General features: G+C 40.4%; 17 protein-coding genes and 1 pseudogene. 7 read left to right on the forward strand and 11 right to left on the reverse strand.

What is annotated here, in order from left to right:
- Positions 1-550: 550 nt before the first annotated feature.
- Positions 551-1,189, forward strand: a complete 639-nt coding sequence (locus V7K84_RS30070) for a histidine phosphatase family protein (RefSeq protein ID WP_334843614.1) — start codon at positions 551-553, stop codon at positions 1,187-1,189.
- 852 nt (positions 1,190-2,041) lie between these two features.
- Positions 2,042-3,169 carry a succinylglutamate desuccinylase/aspartoacylase family protein gene (locus V7K84_RS30075; protein WP_334843616.1) on the forward strand — a complete coding sequence of 376 codons (1,128 nt, stop codon included), beginning with the start codon at positions 2,042-2,044 and terminating at the stop codon, positions 3,167-3,169.
- 173 nt (positions 3,170-3,342) lie between these two features.
- On the opposite strand, the gene V7K84_RS30080 is transcribed toward V7K84_RS30075, so the two are convergent.
- Positions 3,343-4,425, reverse strand: a complete 1,083-nt coding sequence (locus V7K84_RS30080; RefSeq protein WP_334843780.1) for an ATP-dependent 6-phosphofructokinase — start codon at positions 4,423-4,425, stop codon at positions 3,343-3,345.
- A 429-nt stretch (positions 4,426-4,854) separates the two neighbouring features.
- Here V7K84_RS30080 and era point away from each other — a divergent pair, with 429 nt between their 5' ends.
- A complete protein-coding gene (era, locus tag V7K84_RS30085) occupies positions 4,855-5,829 on the forward strand; it encodes a GTPase Era (protein WP_334843618.1) in 975 nt (324 codons plus the stop codon).
- Between the two features lie 121 nt (positions 5,830-5,950).
- Positions 5,951-6,628 carry a response regulator gene (locus V7K84_RS30090; RefSeq protein ID WP_094349869.1) on the forward strand — a complete coding sequence of 226 codons (678 nt, stop codon included), beginning with the start codon at positions 5,951-5,953 and terminating at the stop codon, positions 6,626-6,628.
- Positions 6,629-6,774: 146 nt separating this feature from the next.
- Here the strand turns inward: V7K84_RS30090 and V7K84_RS30095 are convergent, their stop codons facing one another.
- The 6 genes and pseudogenes from V7K84_RS30095 to V7K84_RS30120 all read right to left on the reverse strand — a co-directional run bounded on the left by V7K84_RS30095 (position 6,775) and on the right by V7K84_RS30120 (position 12,666).
- Entirely contained in the window at positions 6,775-7,014 is a 240-nt protein-coding gene (locus tag V7K84_RS30095) for a hypothetical protein (RefSeq protein ID WP_334843621.1), read from the reverse strand.
- 295 nt (positions 7,015-7,309) lie between these two features.
- The gene (locus V7K84_RS30100) at positions 7,310-8,050 is read right to left on the reverse strand and encodes a DUF3891 family protein (protein WP_334843623.1); all 741 of its coding nucleotides are present in this window, start codon (positions 8,048-8,050) and stop codon (positions 7,310-7,312) included.
- A 322-nt stretch (positions 8,051-8,372) separates the two neighbouring features.
- Positions 8,373-9,065, reverse strand: coding sequence for a manganese catalase family protein (locus tag V7K84_RS30105; protein WP_334843624.1), 693 nt, complete (start codon positions 9,063-9,065; stop codon positions 8,373-8,375).
- Positions 9,066-9,260: 195 nt separating this feature from the next.
- Positions 9,261-9,531: pseudogene (locus V7K84_RS30110) on the reverse strand (GlsB/YeaQ/YmgE family stress response membrane protein).
- A gap of 872 nt (positions 9,532-10,403) precedes the next feature.
- On the reverse strand, positions 10,404-11,786 hold the full coding sequence (gene hemN, locus V7K84_RS30115) for an oxygen-independent coproporphyrinogen III oxidase (protein WP_334843627.1): 1,383 nt from the start codon (positions 11,784-11,786) through the stop codon (positions 10,404-10,406).
- Between the two features lie 163 nt (positions 11,787-11,949).
- On the reverse strand, positions 11,950-12,666 hold the full coding sequence (locus tag V7K84_RS30120; RefSeq protein ID WP_334843628.1) for a biliverdin-producing heme oxygenase: 717 nt from the start codon (positions 12,664-12,666) through the stop codon (positions 11,950-11,952).
- Between the two features lie 790 nt (positions 12,667-13,456).
- Here V7K84_RS30120 and V7K84_RS30125 point away from each other — a divergent pair.
- From V7K84_RS30125 to V7K84_RS30135, 3 genes are all read left to right on the forward strand, one after another.
- The gene (locus V7K84_RS30125) at positions 13,457-15,718 is read left to right on the forward strand and encodes a DUF1796 family putative cysteine peptidase (RefSeq protein WP_334843630.1); all 2,262 of its coding nucleotides are present in this window, start codon (positions 13,457-13,459) and stop codon (positions 15,716-15,718) included.
- Between the two features lie 143 nt (positions 15,719-15,861).
- On the forward strand, positions 15,862-16,086 hold the full coding sequence (locus tag V7K84_RS30130; protein WP_334843632.1) for a helix-turn-helix domain-containing protein: 225 nt from the start codon (positions 15,862-15,864) through the stop codon (positions 16,084-16,086).
- 68 nt (positions 16,087-16,154) lie between these two features.
- On the forward strand, positions 16,155-17,141 hold the full coding sequence (locus V7K84_RS30135) for a DNA-methyltransferase (protein WP_334843634.1): 987 nt from the start codon (positions 16,155-16,157) through the stop codon (positions 17,139-17,141).
- A gap of 18 nt (positions 17,142-17,159) precedes the next feature.
- Here V7K84_RS30135 and V7K84_RS30140 read toward each other — a convergent pair whose 3' ends face one another.
- The 4 genes from V7K84_RS30140 to V7K84_RS30155 all read right to left on the reverse strand — a co-directional run bounded on the left by V7K84_RS30140 (position 17,160) and on the right by V7K84_RS30155 (position 22,713).
- A complete protein-coding gene (locus tag V7K84_RS30140; RefSeq protein ID WP_334843635.1) occupies positions 17,160-17,753 on the reverse strand; it encodes a restriction endonuclease in 594 nt (197 codons plus the stop codon).
- Between the two features lie 172 nt (positions 17,754-17,925).
- Entirely contained in the window at positions 17,926-19,431 is a 1,506-nt protein-coding gene (locus V7K84_RS30145) for an acyl-CoA synthetase (protein ID WP_334843636.1), read from the reverse strand.
- Between the two features lie 20 nt (positions 19,432-19,451).
- Complete coding sequence (locus V7K84_RS30150; protein WP_334843637.1) at positions 19,452-20,432, reverse strand: magnesium transporter CorA family protein; 981 nt, start codon at positions 20,430-20,432, stop codon at positions 19,452-19,454.
- A 220-nt stretch (positions 20,433-20,652) separates the two neighbouring features.
- A complete protein-coding gene (locus tag V7K84_RS30155; RefSeq protein WP_334843638.1) occupies positions 20,653-22,713 on the reverse strand; it encodes a tetratricopeptide repeat protein in 2,061 nt (686 codons plus the stop codon).
- Positions 22,714-23,009: the final 296 nt, after the last annotated feature.

The following is a 23,009-nucleotide window of genomic DNA, read 5'->3' on the forward strand; positions in this document are numbered from 1 at the left end:
GAAAGATAAAGGGTTAGCTTGATTGACAGAAATTTTATAGAGACGTAATTAATTACGTCTCTATATTTATGCTTAATTTATTCTTATAATTATTAGAAAGCAATACAGTTCAGACAAGCCCAAAAACCTGATGTAGAGACGCGATTTATCGTGTCTTTAAAGACCAATCACCCTTAACTAAACCCGATCGTATTCTAAAGTTAGAACTTACGCACTCAGATACCCCAACTTTCTTTAAAGTAATTTTCTGCTGGCAATCTATGGAGTATGGTTTGATTGCTGACAATTCTGACTCATTTTCTCTGTATAGTACATTTGATTATCTCTCACTCAACTAAAAACCGCTAATATTCTGTTTAATCTCTGCTGCTGCACCAATACCTACCTTTTGAATGGCAATGTCTACGACGAGCCTAGCTAAGGTAAATTTGCCCAATCTGAACAATCATTTCAAATCTCAAAAATTGTAGTAATATACCACAGGCATTAACTATCTTCAGCTACATCTGATTGTTAGCGCTTTTAAATTCACAATCGATGAGAATATACCGTGAACCTAACTCTTTATTTCCTCCGTCACGGACAGACAGAATGCAGCCGCAATAATTCCTTTTGCGGTTCTATAAACTCAGAACTCACTCCAGAAGGGTTGGAGATGGCAAAGGCTTTTGCTGAGGCATATAGTTCTATGGATTGGAAAGCAATATTTTGTAGTCCAATGCAGCGAACTGTATTGACAGCAAAACCGTTGTATGAAGCAATAGGAATAGAACCACAACTCAGAGATGGTTTGAAGGAAATCAACTATGGCTTGTGGGAAGGAAAAACTCCAGAAGTAATTACGCGTGAATATCACGATGATTATATTCGCTGGTCAGCAGATCCCGCTTGGAATGCGCCTAATGGTGGAGAAATGGCGGTTACAATTGCTTATCGTGCCTTGCAGGTAATTGAAGAAATCAAGCAAAATTACACTAGTGGTAATGTGTTAGTGGTTTCACACAAGGCAACTATCAGAATTATTCTGTGTAGTTTACTAGGGGTTGATGTGGGACGCTTCCGTTTTCGTTTGGGATGCCCTGTTGCTTCGGTCAGTATTGTAGAATTTACCTCACATGGCCCGTTATTAAAGGTTTTGGCAGATCATAGTCATTTGGATGAACGTTTGCGAAATTTACCAGGAACGTGAGGGAGTTAGGAGTTATTATTTTTCCCTTGTTCTTGCTGACTTTCTGGCTCAGTGTATTTGCAGAGAACGTTTATTCCAATTTTGATAATATATAACACCACAATTGTTGTGATTAATACCAATTTCAGAAAAAAATAAAACAGATGCGTAGGTTGGGGAGCCACTCATGTGGGCGGGTTTCCCGACTTGAGTGAAGTGGCGTTTGAACGCAGTTAAACCCAACAATTACAATACTTTGAGGTGTTGGTTCGAGGGACGAAACCCAACCTACATTCTATTTACTAGAATCTATATCTCTTAGAGGTTGTTTGAAAAGTGGTTGACTGTGATTTTAAGCACTAACTGATCCCCCCTAGCCCCCCTTTTTAAGGGGGGAACCGGAATCAAAGTCTCCCTTTTTAAAGGGAGCCAGTGCGGTCTTGGGGGTTTCCCCCATGAGCAACTGGCGTGGATTTAGGGGGATCTAGAACGTTTTGCTACCAAGAAGAGGAATTTTCAAACAACGTCCTAGAAAATTACCTAGAGAGAATTTATTAGTTCTTGAATCAACGATCGCAGTTATAAGTGAATGTCTTGTCGTCACCAACATTACAACATTAAGCCTTAAGGTTACGACATTAAGACTTAACGTTACGACATTAAGGCTTAACGTTACAACATTAATCACCAGCATTATAAGATTAAGGCTTAAGGTTACGACATTAAGCCTTAACATTACAACTTTTTGACAAAAGCTTATGCGATCGCTCTTTAGGGAAGTGCGCTCTGTGCGATCGCAACCAATGTTATACTAAGCTTTTAATTCAGTACAGATACAGCGATAATTTACTCAAATCATCACCGAGTTATTTCATGCTGCCAGTTATTGAAACTATTGTCTTACGTCAAATGGCTTCGGGCGATCGCCTCTACTTACAACTATACAAATTCATCGGCGCTCAACCTGGTAAAAAGGTTTACATTCAATCTAATCTACACGGTGCAGAAATTGCTGGTAATGCCGCTATTCACCAGCTAATTGAGTTTTTATTAACAGTAAATGATACAGATTTAGCTGGAGAAATTTGGCTAGTTCCCGTTTGTAATCCAATGGGGACAAATGAACGCGCTCATCATTTTTCTCCTGGACGTTACTGCGTTTACGAAGCTAAAGACTGGAATCGCATATTTTGGGACTACGAGAAAGAAGCTGATGATTTAGTCGCTTTTGCTAAATCTCAACTTCATAGCGATCTAGAGGTCGTTCGACAAAATTATCTAACTATAATTAAGCAGCAATTTGCAAAAATTTTAGAGAAAATTAATTCTTCTGGTGGTGTTCCTTACACTGAGCTTTTTGGTTACAAACTACAAAACTTGAGTTTAGATGCAGACTATTTAATTGATTTACATAGTTCTACCAATCAAGCATTAGACTACGTTTATTACTTTCAAAATCGAGAAGACAGTGCCAAATACTTCTTACTCGATTTCGGAATCTTGCTTAATAAATATGATGGTGATGCTTTTGATGAAGCTTTTATCAAACCTTGGTTAGCACTAGAAGCTTGTTTTAAAGATTTGGGTAGAGATATCAAGTTTGATGTGGAAGCTTGGACACTGGAATTAGGAGCAGGAATGCAAATGAACCCTGATTCAGTCGCTAAAGGTGTACGAGGTGTAAAAAGTTATTTAGCACAAAAAGGTATACTGCAAATTACTGATTTATCAGACAATACAAAAACCCATGAAATGACTTTTGCATCTAGCAGCAACCGGAAAAAATATTATGCGATCGCAGGTGGGATGATTCAATCTAGAATAGCATTAGGCACTTCAGTAAAAGCTGGAGACAAACTCTATCAAATTCTCAGTTTTAATAAAGAAGGTAAGTTACCTAGTGTAATTGATGTCTGCGCTCAACAAGATGGATTAGTTTATGATGTTGCAACCAATCAAGCTGTGAATGAAGGCGAGTTTGTATTAGGAGTTATTAATTAGGGCATGGGGTATTGGGCATAGATATTCATGTAATTGTCATCACATACTAAACATGAAATTTTTTTTCCCTAAATCATCACAAAGACGCGATAAATCGCCGTCTCTACAAAAAACTAATTATTGTAGAGACGGCGATTCATCGCGTCTCTTGCCTTAACCGAACAGTATTGAGTTTAGTCTCCTAAATAAATACTCATACCACGAGCGGTTTTAACTAAAGTCCCATTGGGATCGACAGCGCTATATTGAGCGATCGCTTCTGTAATTGGTACACTTAATACTTGGCGATTTTGCCAAGTCACCATGCGATCGTATTTATCTTCGGCAATCAGATTAACTGCTGCTACGCCAAAGGCGGTTGCAACTAATCTATCTAGTGGTGAAGCAGTTCCACCCCGTTGAATGTGTCCTAAAACTGTGACTCGCGTTTCTACACCGATGTGCTGAATAATTTCATCGGCTAAATATTCGCCAATTCCACCGTATCGAGATTGACCTAAGCGATTGGTAATCGTCACATTTTCGCCATCTTGAGTACGAACGGCTTCAGAAACAATAATCAAACAATAGTTTTTGCCTTTCTCTTGGCGTTCTTTGATTTTGTGGCAAATGTGTTCAACTGTATAAGGTATTTCGGGAATTAAAATTACATTTGCTCCCCCCGCAATTCCCGCAGCTATTGCTATGTGTCCAGCATCACGACCCATTACTTCCAAAATCATGACTCGGCTATGACTTGCAGCAGTAAAATGTAACCTATCTAATGCTTCCGTGGCAATATTTACTGCTGTATCAAAACCGATGGCATGTTCGGTTACGCCAATATCGTTATCAATGGTTTTGGGAATTCCTACTAAATTAATACCACCTTTTTGAGCGAGGCGACGCAAAATTGCCAAGCTACCATCGCCACCAACACCAATCAAAGCGTCTAAACCTAGTTCATGATAACCTGCAATAATCTCTTCAGAGCGATCGCACAAACTTCCATCCGCCATTGGAAAAGCAAAAGGGTCGCCTTTATTGGTCGTCCCCAACATTGTGCCACCCGCAGTTAACAACGAGTCAACTTGATCGACTTCCAGCTTGGTGAATTGTGGCGGACGCGCCATTAATCCTAGAGTCGCTTGACGGATTCCCAAAACCTCCCAGCCGTAAGTATTTACAGCACAATTTACTACAGCCCTAATCACAGCATTTAAGCCAGAACAATCACCTCCACTCGTCAGAATTCCTATGCGTTTGGGTTCTCCCACATTTTTTATTGACATTTTGATCCAAATGTATATATTAATTAGTCGATGAAACTTAAGCCAAAGTTAGTATTAGATTAAACTTAAGCAAAAGTCTTCCCTATTAATGCCAAAGTAATTTTATGTTTCTTTTGTATCTAAAAACAAAACAAAGTCTAAAAGTTCAGCAACTCTTGAGCCAGAAGTCATAATTTATGTGGGTTTAGTACGATCGCCGATGAAATGAGGTAAACTTAGAGTTTAATTTTTTTAATATTCTGACTACTGAATTCTGACTCCTGAATACTACAACTAAGGTTATCTCAGCTGTAAAATATAAGTGTAGAGTCGGTAGTAGATTAAACCTCGGCAAAAGCAATCCCTAAAAATGCCAGGGTAATTTTATGCCTATTTTGTGTCTAAGAAAAAACCAAGTTATCCCAGCTATAAAATATGAGGGTGGAGCCAAAGGTGACTAGTATTGAAAATTACAACTTCTCTTTTTCAGGAGAAGTAGCAATTCCCCAGGCTCCTCCTGAGTTTAAGTCAGGTTTTATCGGCATTGTTGGTCGTCCCAATGTCGGTAAATCTACTTTGATGAATCAGTTAGTAGGACAGAAAATTGCCATTACATCACCAGTAGCACAAACAACACGTAACCGTTTGCGCGGTGTATTAACTACACCAGAAGCGCAGTTAATATTTGTAGATACGCCAGGAATTCATAAGCCCCATCATCAATTGGGCGAAGTCTTGGTGCAAAATGCCAAAATTGCCATTGAATCGGTGGATGTAGTGTTATTTGTGGTAGATGGAGCGGTGGCTTGTGGATCGGGCGATCGCTATATTGCTGAATTGCTCAGTCGCAGCAAAACACCAGTAATTCTGGGTGTGAATAAAACCGATCAACAACCGGCTGATTCGCAGTTTCTAGATGATAGTTACGCTCAGATGGCCCAGTCTCATGAATGGGAAATCGTGAAATTTTCTGCCAAGACTAGTACCGGATTACCACAACTTCAAGAATTATTAATTGAGCATTTAGAAATTGGGCCATTATATTATCCTCCAGACTTGGTAACTGACCAGCCAGAACGCTTTATTATGGGTGAATTAATCCGAGAACAAATTTTATTGTTGACTCGTGAAGAAGTACCCCATTCAGTTGCGATCGCCATTGATTTAGTAGAAGAAACTCCTAGCATTACCCGTGTACTTGCTACCATCAACGTCGAGCGTGATTCCCAAAAAGGCATACTCATCGGCAAAGGTGGAGCAATGCTCAAAGCAATTGGTAGTGAAGCCCGCGAACAAATCCAAAAATTAATCGCTGGCAAAGTTTATCTCGAATTGTTTGTGAAAGTCCAGCCAAAATGGCGACAGTCGCGGATTAGTTTAGCAGAGTTAGGCTATCGGGTGGAAGAATAATTAATTGGTCATTTGTCATTAGTCACTGGTCATTAGTCATTGGCAAGCAGAAAAAGCAAAGGACAAAGGACTAATGACTAATGACTAATGACAAAGGACAAATGACTCTTAATTAATAAAAATGTCTTTAGATACTCACTATCCCTTAAATTTACCCGTCAATGCTCCGCCCTTGCGCGTGTTAATTGTCGAGGACGATCCGATGATGCAACTGGGATTAGAGCAATCATTAATGGCTCATCCTCAGTTGGAGATTGTTGGACAAGCTGAAGATGGTTATCTGGGAGTTCAAGCCGCACTGCAACTGAAACCTGATTTGGTGGTTATGGATATTGGGTTGCCGCGATTGGATGGCATTGCTGCGACACAGCAAATTAAGGCGGCATTGCCAGCAACTCATGTAGTAATGCTGACATCTCATCAAACGGAAACAGAAATTATTGCAGCCCTATCTAGCGGTGCAGATGCATATTGTATTAAAGGTGCAAGTGTGGAACGATTGTTAAGTGCGATCGCAGCCGCAGTTGATGGCGCAGCCTATCTCGATCCCCAAATTGCACGGCGAGTAATTGATAATCTCAAACCGCCTTCACCCACCACAAACAACGCCAACTTATCTGGACGCGAGTTAGAAGTGTTAAAGCTGATGGTAGACGGGTTGAGTAATCCCGAAATTGCCGAAAAACTCTATCTCAGTCCCAACACCATCAAAACTCACGTCCGGGGAATTATGAATAAATTAGCAGTGGACGATCGCGTGCAAGCAGCAGTTGTGGCACTGCGTTCCGGGTTGGTTTAGAAAACAAATGCAACCCAATCCCCAATCCCTAATCCCCAGTCCCTTTTACTCCCATTTACAAGTAGAGGCGTACATATATATGTACGCCTCTAGAGCCAATTTATTTGTTGACGATTTTCTGGAAAAATAGTCTACCTCAATGCATTTTAGTTAAAAGAGTGTGAGAATTGATTAGGGTCAATATTAGCAGGAAATAACAAAATTTCCTTGCCTTCTAAACTTGCTTTTTGGTGAAGCAAAATTGCCTTTTCCAAAGAACAATATTTAATTGGAACCCATCTGTCGCTATAAAAGTAGACAGTTACTCGGCTCATTGCATACTCTTTCAACGGCAGTGGAAGAGACCAGGACGAGTCCAGAGTTTGAACCTTACCTGTTGAGTCCATGCTTTGAACCTCAGTTATTAAGTATATTTACTTTCACTGATTGCAATGATTTAAAGGAACTATCATAAGTAATAACAATCTGTCTTAAAACTACATCTTTAGATAAAAGTTAGAATAATTAAAATTGATCTCACGACCTTGGCGCTAAATGCGATCGCTACTTCTGCTATCTCATCAGCAGTCATTACTCAGATCGCCATTGTAAGAATAAGTAGGGATTTCATAGAAGAGTGCGATCGCATAACCTAGTTTTTTGACAGCTATTTTCAGCAAAAAAGCTGTAAGCTTTATGCATCTAACTCTTAATGAATGTCCACTCTAGTACCTTAATCGGGGCTTTTTGTAGTGCTTGAGTTAATTCGGCGCTGCTCTGAAATTTTACCTGAGAGAGGTCGCAAGCTTCGATGCTAACCGTGAATTTATGCTCTTGGAAGGGCCAGGGTTTGACAACAACCAACTGATCGCTGCGCTGCATGATGTCATAGCGCTCACCTTCAGGGCCCTTGCTAATTTCTAAAAACCGCTCATCGTCAGGTAGTTCTTGCTGACAGAGAATAAGCGAAAGGCGATCGCACCATTGCATAAATGCATAGGCTGCATCAACTTCCTCCTTTTTGATGCCCAATTCTTTGCGCCAACGTTGCTGGTTTTGAAGTTGCTCGTCTAAAAGTTTGTCTAATTTTGAAGACTTACCGCGGCTTGACTCATTTAAACGGCTGATGTGCATGGAAATTAATAGAGCTACCCATCGTCCACGGTAAAGAGCATTCTTTGCCAAATTAGCCAATTTATCGACACCTGCATCTAAATCGGCATTTGTGGAGAGCATGAAGTCCTTTGGCGCACCCGCTTGAGTTAGAATATCTTCTTCCCACTCTTTTTCTAGATCGTCGTGATGAGAAATTGCAGCTATTGTTTCATATACCCTTGCTGGAGCATCTTTGCGTCGCCATTGTCCTGCTAGTTCAGCTGCTAATAAAGCATGGGCACGATGATAAATGACTTCCCAACCATTTGGCGTAGCGTTGACAATCACAAGTGAATCTCCTAATTCTGAGTTTTGATTTTGAGTTGAATTAATTTCTGAAGTCAGAAATATCGCAGTAGAAATTAAAAGGGGCGCAAGAAATTGCGCCCCGACAACAGGCGCCGCTAAAATACATGAAAATTGCTGTAAATAAAAATCCCGACCTCTTAGAAAAGTCGGGATTTTTTTTGCTCACTCAATGTAGCTAAACAGCCCAACATTTTATAAACAAGGTAGGCTATTTGCCTACCATATTATTGGGAGTTGTTCAGAATCTGCCAAAAACTCTTTCACTCAAAATAAATCTATATTCTGACTGCAATCTATGCAATTAAGAGTGGCTTTCTAGCGGATTAGCAACGTATTTGAATGTTGGCTCAGAATTCCAAGGGCCGCGCTCATCCTTACCATCTCCGTTTGTAGATAGATTGTAGTAGAGAGCGACCGTTTCATCTGGCTTAATATTACCAAAGAAAGGATCTGTCAACTTACCTAGTGAATCTAGAGCTTTCATAAACATCTGAGTATGAGAAATTTCTCGTGTTAACAGATGGACTAAAGTCTCTTGGGTTCCTTTGTCGGTTGCCAACTTAATCAATTCTTCGTAAGTTTGACGAGCGCCAGCTTCAGCTGCAACGTTAGCTCTTAAATCACGTACTACATCTCCACCCTCATTCAAGTAACTTGCAGTCCAAGCATTACCTTGGCTATCTAGAAAATGAGGTCCCATTCCTCGGACTGCAAAAAGAGTACTCTTGTAAGCCTCTGTTTGATCTACATTTTTAGTATGAGCCTCAATGAGTTTCCCAACCATTTCTAAATGGCTGAATTCCTCAATGGCAATGTCTTGGAGCATGTCTTTAATGCCAGCATTTTCGACATGGAATGATTGAACCCAATATTGAAGTGCTGCACTAAGTTCTCCAGTAGCTCCGCCAAACTGCTCTAAAAGCAACTGAGCAAAACGAGGGTTTGGTTCACTAACGTTAACTGCGTGAATAGGCTCTTTTTTGTGAAAAAACATAGATTTACACTTCCCAAAATTTGGTGTTACACAATGAATCAACTTATCTTTTAGTCTTTTTCCAGATAGAGCTAATTTGATGTTTTATAGCTTCTTCAACTGGTGAACTAGAAGACGGAATAAAATAGAGTAGTTATCTCAAGGTTGATAACTGCCAATCAGCGGTTATACATTGCTGCTTCTTCTGATTAATCCCTACAGATAAATAGCAACAATTGCACCAAGCACAGCCACTAAAATACCAGGAGGAGTTAAATCAGCGCCAGCCGCAGTAATTTGCAGAGTTCCTGTTCTTAACAAGGTAAATAAACTTCCACCGACGAAAGCACCAATGATACCCAAAATCATTGTGGAGAGAATTCCGCCGCCTTGATAACCAGGATAAATAGCTTTAGCGTAGGCGTAGCCTGCCGTTAGGCATAGCACCTGCCAAAATTCCTAAAACTATCCAAGCAATAATACTCATAACCGCCTCAACAATCTCACTCACTTAATATCTAAGTTATCAACTCTAATTCCAAATTCTTTCTACCAGATGGGGTAAATGCTAAATCCAAAAGTTATACAAAATAATTTATATCCAGATTGTATAGATTGGATGATAATTGGCATATTTTACATCTTAATGTCAAACAAAAGTTTTAGCATATTTAATTTAGATTTTAGTAAAAATATATAATCACAGATATATTTTTTCCTTGCAAACTCAATGTTAATTTCCTAGTCAATCTATTCTTTTTTATCTCTACCCTAAGGCATAAAGTTTGTATCTAACTTTTTGGGGATGTATTAAAAGTATTTGTTCATAAGATTATTGATTATTATCATTATAAATAAATAATTAACCAAGCCTTTTGTACATTTTTTATTTAACAACTTTATTTGAATTTGCCGATGCTTTGGGGAGGGGAAGTTTTGGCTTTAGATAAAACTGGAGTGGAGTGACGCGGATAGTGATTGTAAGCCAGTGGACTTAATACCACGTGGGCATTGCCCATTGGTGTCAACTTAAGCCGAAAACTATATCAGACAGGCGTTTTGCAAATCCCTCACGCCCTCATCCCCTAACCCCTTCTCCCTTGGGAGAAGGGGAATTGAATGTCTAGCTCCCCTCTCACTGATGAGAGAGGGGCTGGGGGTGAGGGCAAAACGTTGTCACCAAGCGGGTTTCATGTTAAATTGACACCAATGGGCATTGCCGTGCCCCTATACCCCGCGACATAATGTTGTACCGCATCTGAATGGGAACCGCTATATAGTCTTAATAATATCCCCTCAACTTTTATTGTTAAATTAGATTGAGGAGATAATATGTGGTAAATATTTGCAAAAGCGATATCAAATAGCGCGGGAGAACTTTGTCTCTCGCGTTCTTGTGTGAGTATCAAATATAACGGCAATATTTCTTACTAATAATCTCCCGATGTCGGTAATCTGGATTTGATTTTTTGATAAACTAACTAGACCATCGGCTTCTAGTGGTTTTAACGCCTCTAGTTCCTCAGAGAAATATTCATCAAAACTGATATGATATTTGTTTTCAATATCTTGCTTATGAAGCTGAAAATGAGACATAATACCCATAATCACATCCCTTCTAATAATATCATTCTGACTGAGTTTGATACCTTTACTAACAGGTAAACTACCTGCTGCCAATGTCTGATAATAATCCTTTAATTCTTTGTGGTTTTGAGCATAAGCATCTTCTAACATACTGATGGATGTGGCTCCAAAACCAAATAATTCTGTCTCGGCGTGGGTAGTGTAGCCCTGAAAATTGCGTTTGAGAGTACCATTACGTTGAGCGATCGCTAGTTCGTCATTAGTTTTAGCAAAGTGATCCATGCCAATAAATAGATATTGGTTATTCGTCAATTCTTCAATGGTCATTTTCAGAATCTCTAACTTTTCCTCTGCTGGAGGTAGCGCCTCTTGAGGAATATTTTTTTGTGTCGGTTTGAGCCACGGCACATAAGCAAAGTTAAAGACAACAATTCGGTCAGGATCTAATTCAATCGTCTTTTTCAGCGTCTCTTGAAATGTCTCACGTGTTTGATAAGGTAAACCATAAATTAAGTCTACGTTCACACTTTCAAACTTAGCTTCTTTGATCCAACTCATGACATCAAAGAGCATTTCTTCTGGCTGGACACGATTGACAGCTACTTGAACTTGGCGATTAAAATCCTGAATGCCAAAACTAATGCGGTTAAATCCAATCTGTCTTAGAAAGAAAATGTAGTTTTTATCGATATAGCGGGGATTAATCTCAATTGAGATTTCTGCTTGGGGATCGATGTTGAAATAGCGATTGATGTTTTTCCATAAAAATTCTACTTGGTGACGCTCCAAGTAATTAGGAGTACCACCTCCCCAATGGATTTGCAACACTTTTCTATCAGAATCGATTAAAGCTGCGGTGTTTTTGATGTCTTGAACCAAAGACTCTACGTAAGGTTTAGCAATATTCTTGTTGTTGGAAATTACTGTGTTACAGCCGCAGAAGTAGCAAGCACTTTGGCAGAAGGGGATATGGAAATACAAAGAAAGAGGGGTTTTGCGTTGATTCGAGGCGGCGATCGCGGCCTTAAAATCAGTTTCAGTGAATGTTTCGCTTAACTCTGTAGCAGGTGGGTAACTGGTATATCTAGGTGCGCGAGTGTCGTACTTTTGAATCAGATCCAGATCGAACTTGACACCAGGTAATAGAAAAACCATTGAGTTGCTTTCCAATGAATGAAGGGAGTAGGTAGAGACGTGATTAATGGGGAGCAGGGGAGCAGGGGAGCAGGGGAGCGGGGGAGCAGAGGAGAAGTTACAGTCAGTTTTTCCCCTCTGCCTCTTGTGCCCAATGACAAATGACAAATGACAAATGACAAAATTAATTAGCCGCAGCTACTTCAGTGCTACCTGAATTCTGAGAACGAGTGAGGCTATTAAAGAGAACTTGACCGAGTGCTTTAATTAAACTTCCCTCTAATTCTTGAGCCATCTTTAAATTGAACCCAAAGGCATTATTGGCTTCTGCAACAATCCGTTCTGCTGTTATATCATCAACGGGTAATGCATTTAATGCCTGACGATACTTATCCTTAAATGCCTTTTTGTCAGGAATTTGCTCAAAGTTATAAAAGGATGTGCCTTCATAGCCAGAAAGCTTCAGGGCTGACTGAGCAACTTTTTGTAGCATTTGACCCCCAGAAAGATCGCCCATGTAGCGAGTGTAGGCATGACCTAGCAATAAGGCTGGTTCACTAGCAGAAATTTCCCGAATGCGGTCAATGTAGCTCTGGGCAGCAGGTGAGGGTGTAACTTGCTCTCTCCAATTATCCCCATAATAGAACACCATGTCTTTTTCGAGTGAGGATTGGCGATTAAGTTCAGGAAAGTAAACCGCACTAATCACAGGATGCTTTACATGGCTCTCTAATGCCGCTTCTAGTTCGCTGTAGACGTAATACAAGTTGCTTAAGAATTTAGCGAAGCAGTCTCTATCCACAACTCCTTGCAAAAAACATTTCATGAATGCCACATTTTCCGCTGATGTGTGGGCTTGTTGAGTTCCAGAGCGGAGTTTGATGGCTAGATTGCTACTCATTGTTGCTTCCTTCATGTTCAAGCGCAAGGTTTTGGGCAGTCACCGACTCACGATGCCTACCACGACCAGCTAAAAAATTGTTATTCTAGGTTTAGAAAGGATCTGCATCACTCTATCCACAACTGCCGATGCAAATCCCAGCTATTTTTATTTCTCCTAAGATTATTTAACTATTCATTCATATATAGCTATTAAGATATTCATATTTATTTATGTTTTTCTGATGCTGATATTCAGGCACATCCTAGTTGACTAGTAACAAAAATGGTTGTGAGATAGGCATTTAAACTCTTCTGAAAGGATGGGCGATCGGCGCTGAACTCGTGACTTATGGTCGTAAGTGTGCAGCTTGCAGAAATAAAACTTGGGCGTTGCATATTTGCGGGATGATTTTGCTAGTTTTGTGGGATGGGCATCTTGCCCGTCCCTTGTATTTCAGGGCGCTCGTGTCGCCCACGCTACAAGAATCATCCCTTGATTCAGCAACGTATTTTAGTGCTATTGAAGGAAAAATTTAACTTAATCTTATCCTTGTTTTGATTTGTTCTTAGTTGTACTAAAACTTTTAATACAATATATTCTATTTAATTAGTAGTAAATCTTCTATAAAAATCCAATTTAATTTTTGAAAAGCTTGCCTGCTATAGCTTTGAGTGATGTAAACCAGAGCTTCAGTATACTTAAGAAGATTAATACCGGATTCTTAAGAGTTCTATGTGATATTCTCAAAACAGATTTAAGGATTCAGCTGACCGTTTGGTATGGCCCTCACTAAATCAGGATAAACTCTATGTATAGATTCCAGATCAGTGCATACACTCAAACGGGCGAATCCATTGGTCTGGTGGGTTCTACTCCAGAGTTGGGTTTGTGGGATATTAGTAAATGTGTTCATCTGCGTACAAGTGGCGATCGCTATCCTTTATGGTGGACAAATATTGATATTCAAGAGTCAGCCGATGTCTCACGACAAGCCACTTCGTGTCTACGCCAGAAAGTTGAATACAAGTATGTGCGTCTCGATGCAAACGGTAATGCCCGATGGGAGAGCTTACTAGATACAAACCGCTGGATTCCCATTGAGTCTAACAATCGTGCCAACACAATTATTGTGGATGATGGCGCATTCGGTTATTTACAACCTTATCCGTTCGGATATATTGAGAACCCTGCTGTCCGAATACCCGTAGATGAAGACTCTGAAGGGTTAAAAATCGTAGTCATTGGTAGTTCCGTTGCATTAGGTCATAAAGCCTGGTTTTTGCAAGGTTGGGTCTGGTTGTTGGCACAGGCTTTACAGCAAAAATATGGGCATAAACTCGTGAATGTGTCGGAGGTGGGGGCGAATGTCAGCAGAACGATCGCTCGATTCCCCTGGTTTGTCACCCCAGAAAAACCGGATATCGTCATCATTGCCCTATCTCTGGGTAACGAAGGGTTAGCTTACTGTTCCCCTCACGAACGGCGGGCGGCACAACGGCGGTTTGAAAGTGGCTTGCAGCAGCTTGTGAAAATGACGCGCGACATCGGAGCAATCCCGATTCTAGGCGGAGTCTATCCCAACGGTGATTATTCCTTAGAACATTATCGGCTAATCCGAGACACACACAAACGGATGCTAAGTTGGGGCGTGACTGTATTGGATTGGTTGGCAGCCGTGGATGATGGACAAGGACGATGGAAAGCTGGGACATCCTTCGATCCGGCTCACCCGAATACAGTCGGTCATAGCCTTATGTATCAGCAGATCGACCACCATTTATTCGATATCGACAAAGACGAATTAGCAAAAGAAAAACAAAGCTTCCAGCAACCGAATGAATTTCCTATCTACTTTGATAATGGGGGCTTTCATATCTCTGTGTGTATAGAAGAGAAGCGTTTACGGATCGTTAATTCATCGGAATACAGCTACACGATCGCTCCCTATTGGCAAGAACTACAAACTGCACTGCAAAGTAAGGCTGGATTGATACCGGGTATTTACATTGCGAAGTCTGTCAAGCCGGGGACGCTCCCTTTCTTGGCTGTAGAGGATGGTGCGATCGCAACTACAATAAACATCCCCCCAAATACCGATCTAGAATATAGCCCCGCCTTCAATCTCTTTTCGTCGAACAACGTTTTATTCGATGACGGGCATTTGGGGATTTTGCAAGCAGATGAACGCCACCTTTGGATAATCAACGAATCAGACAGCGAGTACAACATTCAGCCGATGTGGACGGAAGTTTGTAACGCACTTAAAGCCATGCCATCGGGTGTTTATGAAGATCCGCTTTATCCCGATGTCCCGTTTCGCACGATGATGATTGGTAAGGATGGGCTAGAAAGTCGGGTGAAAGCACCACCTAAGTCTGCGGTGTTGTTCCAATACAAATGTGAGTTATCGGATATCAGCCGTGTGGCAATTCTTCCCCTTGGCGATCGCTGTGCCGTCCGCATGATGCTATATAAGATGGAATATGATGGGCCCGCCTTTCCGTTTGATCTAACGCGCACCACTAATATTGCAGATGTTGCGGATGCGATCGAACACGGTTTTGATGATATGTGGAACCCTGCTTTTTTGCATTACAGTCCTGATGCAGGCAGAATTTACCATAGTAAGTGGTCGGGTTTATCCTTTGCCCATGAAGTTGAGGAGACAGACGACCCCACGAACGATATGTTTCCCGTCCATGAACGGATGCGCGTTCGTTACACAGCACGCTCTGAAAGGTTTTGGTATGCACTGCGGCATTGCGACAAAGTGCTTTTTGTTCGCACAGGAATTAGCGATCGCGGTGGTGTAATTGATCTGGTCAAGAAGCTAGAAAAACAATGCCAGGGGAAGCCATTTCATTTGTTGCTTCTTTCTCCCCAAAGCGGCGATGAGTTTTTAGACCTTCCCAATGTGCTGCATTACAATGTCGAGTTTAATCCCGATCGCATGTATGACGATTTGGGACACTGGATGTACTGCACAGAGGTGATGCGAGAAATTCTGCAATCCCTTGGTGTGTCCAGTAAAAACCTTTTTTGGTGTCCGCCGAAAATACCCAAGGTGTGAGAAATTAGTTAGTGGCGATCCGCTCAAACCCTTTAAATTACTGCTGGCTAGCGCTTTCTAGTATCTATTTCAGAAAATTTTAGTTATCCTTGAATATGCAATATAAAAAAGATTGGCTCCGGTGATTAAAGCATTTTCATCTTATGACAGACCCCGGATCAAATGATAGCCCGGAATTACTTTCTGTAGCTCAAACTGCCAAGCTACTTGATGTAACTCGTCAGCGAATTCACGACCTAATTAAGAACGGTCAGATTATAGCTCACAAACTTGGGCGTTACTATTATATAGAAGTTGCTGAGGTACAGAGGTATAAGAATCAACCTACTGGAAAACCCTATCAGCCGCGTAGTACAAACTCTCAATGAAACTCTATTGACAATTAGCAATAGAGTTTCTATACTCAAGCTATACTAATGTACTAAAGGTTAAGTCAATGCTCCCGTTTCAAGCGATCGCACCTGACGTTGCAACTCAACAAGGACTGCAACAGGTTTACATTAGTGAGCATGGCATACTCTACCAAGGAGACTGCCTTAAACTTCTATCAGCTTTGCCTAATGAGTCAGTGGATCTGGTATTTGCCGACCCACCTTTTAATCTTGGTAAAGAATATGGTGAAGGTATAAGCGATCAGATGGAGGCAGATCGGTATCTAAGCTGGTCACAACAGTGGCTGAGTGAGAGCATTCGCATACTTAAACCAGGTGGCAGCTTATTTATCTTCAACCTTCCCAAATGGTGTATGGAGTACGGCGCGTACCTAAATCGGAAAGGAATGTGGTTTCGGCATTGGATTGCTTGCAGAATGCCGAAGGCTTTTCCTAGAGGTAAAAAGATGTCTCCGGCTCATTATGGACTGATCTATTATACAAAAGGTGAGCCAGCCGTTTTCAACAAAATCTACACACCGATTCAACTCTGTCGGCACTGTGGCGGAGAGATTCGTGATTATGGTGGGCATCGAAAAAGCCTCAATGACAAGGGCATCAACTTAATGGATGTCTGGGATATGCCAGAAGATGTTTGGGAAGATGCGCCTGAAGCTTCCACTACTGAAGTTTTATGGACGTTAACCGAGGAGATGTGGACTGATATTCCACCCGTTCGGCATCGTCGGCACAAAAAACGAGTTCCCAACGAACTAGCTCCCATTATGCTGGAGCGGATTATTGCAATGGCATCTGATCCAGGGCAGATTGTGGTTGATCCTTTTGGGGGCTCTGGTACTACATTGTATGCAGCAGAAAAACTACACCGTTACTGGATTGGTTCAGAAATTGGAGATATAGAGCCAGCAGTAGACCGCTTGACTAATTTGGCTAATGGAATTATAGAGCAATGGGAATCGGCAAGGGGAAGCAAGAAATTGAAACAAGGCAAAACAACTGCATTACAACTGCCCATTCCTTACTCTACATAGCTATTCATGCAGGAAAATTTAGACTAATGCACGACCATCTGTTCCTTTGGTGATCTTTGGTACATTTTCATCTAACCCATCGTGTTCAATCACGAAGATTGCAAGAAAACCTTCTTCAATGCGAACTGCCCGCCAAACATCAAAGTATGGCTCTAGCTCTTCATAATTGCCAATACGATCGGTTAGATAAGGGTAGAGTTTTCTACTGGGGAGTACCAAGACAGCACCTAAAAATACACCTCGCAATAATCCAAGACTCAGTTTATTGACTGCTCGATGGCTTGAAGAGATGTTGCCCGTTTCCCACTCAAGTGCAAAAAGATAGTTGTCAATTATCTTTGTTGCATCGACCTTTCCTGGGGATCGAGTTGCATAGTTAATCGAAGTTTCGAGACTCCATCCAAATTTATCTCTCAATGCAATCATGCAAGCATCTTTAATTGGCTTGACACCATTACCGTGCTTTGTTGGATTAATTGTAAAACTGGATGCACCAGGAGGATGAACGATTAAAGAGATAGCATCACGAATTTCAGCCCGAATGATATACCAATCGTTTGATTCTTCAAAATTCCCAATACTGATCAGAGAAACTTCTTGAACAATTTTCATACTAACTACTGATTAACTTAGCTATGCAAAAGTAGTGCAGGTTTGCCTATTTGTTGCCAGAGTTAAGCTTTGTTTCTACATCGTCTAACAGATAATCTCGCGCTACGGCCTCATAGTCAACTCGAAGCCAGCTAACTTTAAAACTCCAGGTCTAATTGGGCGTTGACGATCGCTATGCTTGAAATAGCTCAACCACCGTTGGCTTAGTCACTTTCCCCATCGCGTTGCGCGGTAATTCTTCAACTATCAAAATTTGGGTTGGCACTTTATAAACAGCCAATCGCTCTTTTGCCCAACTCCTGAAAGCTTGTAATGTTAAAGGTTGTGAACCTTGCAATACTAACGCGGCACACACCCGTTCGCCCCATTCTAAATCAGCAACCCCAACCACTGCACATTCCTGAATATCTGGATGCGATCGCAATACCTCTTCAATTTCTAAAGCTGAAACTTTATACCCTCCGGTTTTGATGATATCCACACTCATCCGTCCCAGAATTCGGTAGTTGTCATTCTCAATTACGGCGGTGTCTCCAGTACGGAACCAGCCATCTTGGAAGGCTTTGGCGGTTGCTTCAGGGTTTTGCCAATATTCGAGAAACACTCCAGGGCCTTTAACTTGGATCTCTCCTGGTGTTCGGGCTAGAACTAACTCTCCGTTCTCATCTACTAATCTTACTTCAACTTGAGGTAAAGGTTTCCCCACATATCCAGCCAACCGTTCACCGTGTAAAGGGTTCGATAACGCCATGCCGATTTCAGTCATACCATAGCGCTCAAGCAGAAAATGGCCGCTGATGGTTTGCCACTTTTCTAAAACTTGAACTGGTAATGCTGCCGAGCCAGAAACCATCAGGCGCATCTTAGCACAGCCTTCTGACATACTTTTTTGGCGTTCTTTAGAGGCAGTTTCCCAAGCCGCAATTAGTTTCACATAAATTGTTGGTACTGCCATAAATAAGGTTAAGTCACCATCACAAATTCGGTTCCAAACGGTTTCGGCATCAAATTTGCTCAATATATGGCATTCCGCCCCAGCCCATAAAGCACAAGTCAGTACGTTAATAATTCCATGAATATGATGTAGTGGCAGGATATGTAAAATGCGATCGTCCGATGTCCATTCCCAAGCAGTATTTAAGCTAGTCACTTGCGCTTGAATATTTTGGTGAGTCGTAACTACACCTTTTGGTTTACCAGTTGTACCACTGGTGTAAAGAATTAAGGCGCGTCTAGTGATATCTATCTTCGGGAGGCGACTAACATTAGATGAGAGCGTTTCTGAGGTAAGAATAAATCGCAAATTGTGTGCTTCGGCGAGCGATGCCTGCGGCGGTAAACTACGCAGTATATCCTCAAAATTAGGATGAGCAATAATAATCGATGCTCCAGAATTGGTAATTACATACTCCAATTCTGGGCGTGGATGGGAAACACACAGAGGTACAGCTATGCCACCAGCCCGCCAAATTCCCCATTGAGTGGCTACATACTCAAACCCAGGCGGAATGAGAAAGGCAACTCGCTGCTCTTGTAAATCTTCTGCATTTTGAAGAAGACTTGTTGCTATTTGACTGGAAGTGTGTAGCAAATCCCGATAGGTAAATGCTCCGTCCGTTGTCACAATTGCGGTTTTTTCGTTATATTCTTCAGCACGAATAATTAATGGGATATTCACGTTTATTTACCGAATAGATACTACAACCAACGTTGTTTTTTGGCATAAACAATACTGCCAATCACAATTAATGCCATCATGCCGATCACCACAGGGTAAGCCCAAGGTTGTTCTAATTCCGGCATATATTTGAAGTTCATACCATAGAAACCAGACATAAAAGTGATTGGTAAAAATATTGTCGAGAGGATAGTCAGGCGATTAATTCGTTCCCCTGTTTTACTAGCAATATTATCGCGTTGAATTTCCATTAATTCTGACATCCAGGCTCTTATAGCTTGATATTCTTGCCAGAGTTTATCAACGTGATGAACCAATTCTTGATTGAATAGTTCTTTTACTGGCTGGCTAATCCATTGGAAATCTTCATTATCCATAATAGCCATAAGTAACTTGATGCTTTGAAAATTACGGCGTCCAGAACGAGTAGATTGCCTCATTGTGGCAATTTTTTGGTAAGTTGATTCATCACCAGAATTGTCTAAAACTTCATCTTCTAAATCATCAAGTTTTCTAGAAATATAGGTAAATACAGTTTCGTAATTATTCAAAATATCTTTAAATATGAGATAAAAAAGATAGTCGATCCCGAATTTTTGAATATCTAGATTTCGCTTTTGGAGATTATTAGTTAAAATACTTAAGATTTTTAGTTCAGTGATTTCAAAAGTTATAATAAAATTATTTCCAACTACAATATTGCCACGCACCACCTCAAACTCATTATTTTTTATTTTAGAACTTAAGATTTCATAGCTATCAAATAAACAATCTTCTATATCTTCATCAATTCCAACAGGGGAATGGTTGAAAATCATGTTAACACGAGATGGATTGAGTCCAAAGTGTTTGATAATTTTGGCTGTCCCAGTGCGATCGCGGAAGTGAACACAACGCAACCAAATATTGTGAGAACCATCAATTCTTTTCAGTACCGTATCCACATCTCTATGGGTGAAGATTTCCAGGTTATCTGGATGAAAAGTCAGGAGAATTAGCATATAGCAATCCTAATTGAGTCGTAATAAAATACTGTGACTCATGGTAATTAATCAGGACTTTAGTCCTTGTTTTCTAAGCACTTTAGTCCTTACTACAAACCATCAAAACTAGTTTGATAAAGTAATAGTCGTAAATTTGTAAAGTAAAACACATTTAAATAGCACAATCACTCTCTAAGAGTTTTGACTGTTGATAGTCAACACTATATTGAGTGGTAACTCAATTTTTTTCTATTTTCCCAGATTTAGGGCGCGTAGTTGGCGCTGGCGCTGAATTATTTTGCAGAATTGCAATTTCCCGCCGTGCATCTTGATAACTATCTTGTTCCCCTTGCTGTTGGAATAGTTTTGCAGCTTTTTTGAAGTCTGCGATCGCACCCGATTTATTTTTCTGCTTGGTGCGAATCACACCCCGGTTATAATAGGCTAAGGCGTTGTTAGGATTAATTGCGATCGCTCGTGAATAATCTTGATTTGCAGCTTTTTTATTTCCCAGTTCGAGATAGGCGTTACCACGGTTGTTGTAAGCTGCTACATTATTACTATCTAGTTTTAGTGCTGCGGTGTAATCTTCAATAGCGCCTTTATAATCTCCAAAAGAAAAGCGGTGAATACCTCTGTGAATATAAGCTGCAATAAATTTAGGATCGATCTGTAAAATAGTATTGTAATCTTCAGTAGCTTCTACTTGATTTCCCAAATCGCTGTAAAGATCGCCACGATTCAAATAAGCTTCTATGTATTTGGGATTGATGTTGATTGCATCTGTATAATCTTTAATTGCTTCATCTTTTTGTTTATTAATAGATTGAGTTAAACCTCTTTGATAATAAGCTTTGGCATCACTAGGATTAATCTTAATTACTTGATCAAAATCTTGGATTGCTTCAAGTCTTTGTTTGAGACGACGGCGGAGAATACCTCGTTGCAAGTAAGCTTCGGTATATTGGGGTTTAAGAGCGATCGCTTTGCTAAAATCTTCAATTGCACCTTTATTATCCTTCGATTGAACGCGAGCTAATCCTCGCCCATAGTAAGCATAAGCATCTTTAGAATTTAACTTAATTGCTTGAGTATAATCTGCGATCGCTTCTTTGTATTTGCCTAATGCCGAAAAAGCAAATCCTCGGTCAAAATAGGCATTAGCATCTTGAGAATTAAGCACAATAGCTTGGCTAGAATCTGCTTGTGCTTGCTCGTAGTCTCCTAATCGATAATAAGCATCACCTCGCCGATTATAAGCTAAAGCGTTTTGGGGATCTAATTTAATAGCCTGATTGAAATCTTCAACTGCTCCTTCATAGTTTCCTAACTCATATTTATTTACTCCCTCTTGGTATAATGTCTTTTGAGCATTACTCACAAGTTTTGGCGATCTCAATTGCCACGCTGCAACACTAAGGGTAATACAGCCAGCTATCCCTGCTAGAACTAGTAATAATTTTTTCTGATGCTGTTTTTGTCGCTCGTCATCAACATTTATTAACTTTTTCAGGTCGTCTAAGACTTCCGTTGCATACTGGTAGCGCTTACGATAATCAAAACGCACCATTTTATTAATAATTTTTGCTAGTTTTCTGTTAACTTTGAGATTTTTATCGCGCCAAACTATTTCACCCGTCAGCTTATTTTTCTGACTTCGCAAATTAGATATTTCCTTTGTAGGTAAACCTTTCAGGGCTGCGATCGCAACGATACCTAAAGCATATATATCACTGTTGTATTTGAGGTTGCCGTTAATTTGCTCTATCGGCATATACTCGGAATTGTCAACAGTATTATCGATTGCTTCATTAAAAGTACCCAAATTAGCCAAAACTAACTTTTTATCTGATTCCCGGCGAATAATATTTGCTGGTGTAATATTCCGATGAATTATGCCATAGCTATGTACAACGACTAAAGTTTCTAATATCTCTGACAAAAGACTAATTATTTGGTCTTCCTTGAGAAGTTCTCCCTGGATAATTTCGTCAGTTAAAGGATTACCAGCGATGAATTCTTGGACTAGATAAAATTCTTCATTTTCTTCAAAAGAAGTAATGAGCTTTTGAATTTTATCGTGTTCTTTTCCTAGTTTTTCTAAAGTTGCTGCCTTATTCGTAAATAAGCGGCGTAGGATTGTTAAAGCTTGAGGATTGCTATTAGTAAGAGATAACTGCTTTACTATAAATTCTTTACCATTAAGATTAACATCTTCAACTAGATAGGTTTTCTCTTTTTCCCCATCATTGAGAACTTTTAGTATTTGATAATGTCCATCTAGTAAATGACTATTCATCAATATAAATTATAGTCTGATAAATTGCTCGATTATAGCTTATGTGTTATTACTCCTGCTTTTAAAATATAAATATTTATTTATTAAGTAATTTCAAATGAGATCGAGGCGCGGGCTGCTACCGCGTGTATATTGCAAAGTCCCTCTCCCAAGCTTGGTACGCTGTATACACAAGTCTGAAATAGCTGAGTAACCAAGGTTTTACCCCACCCTAACCCTCCCCTTAGAAAGGGGAGGGAACTAGATTTCTGTTTCCCCCCAATATATCCTACGGTGTACACACAAGTCTTCTAGAG

The sequence above is a fragment of the Nostoc sp. genome, assembly GCF_036917315.1.
GTDB lineage: Bacteria > Cyanobacteriota > Cyanobacteriia > Cyanobacteriales > Nostocaceae > Nostoc.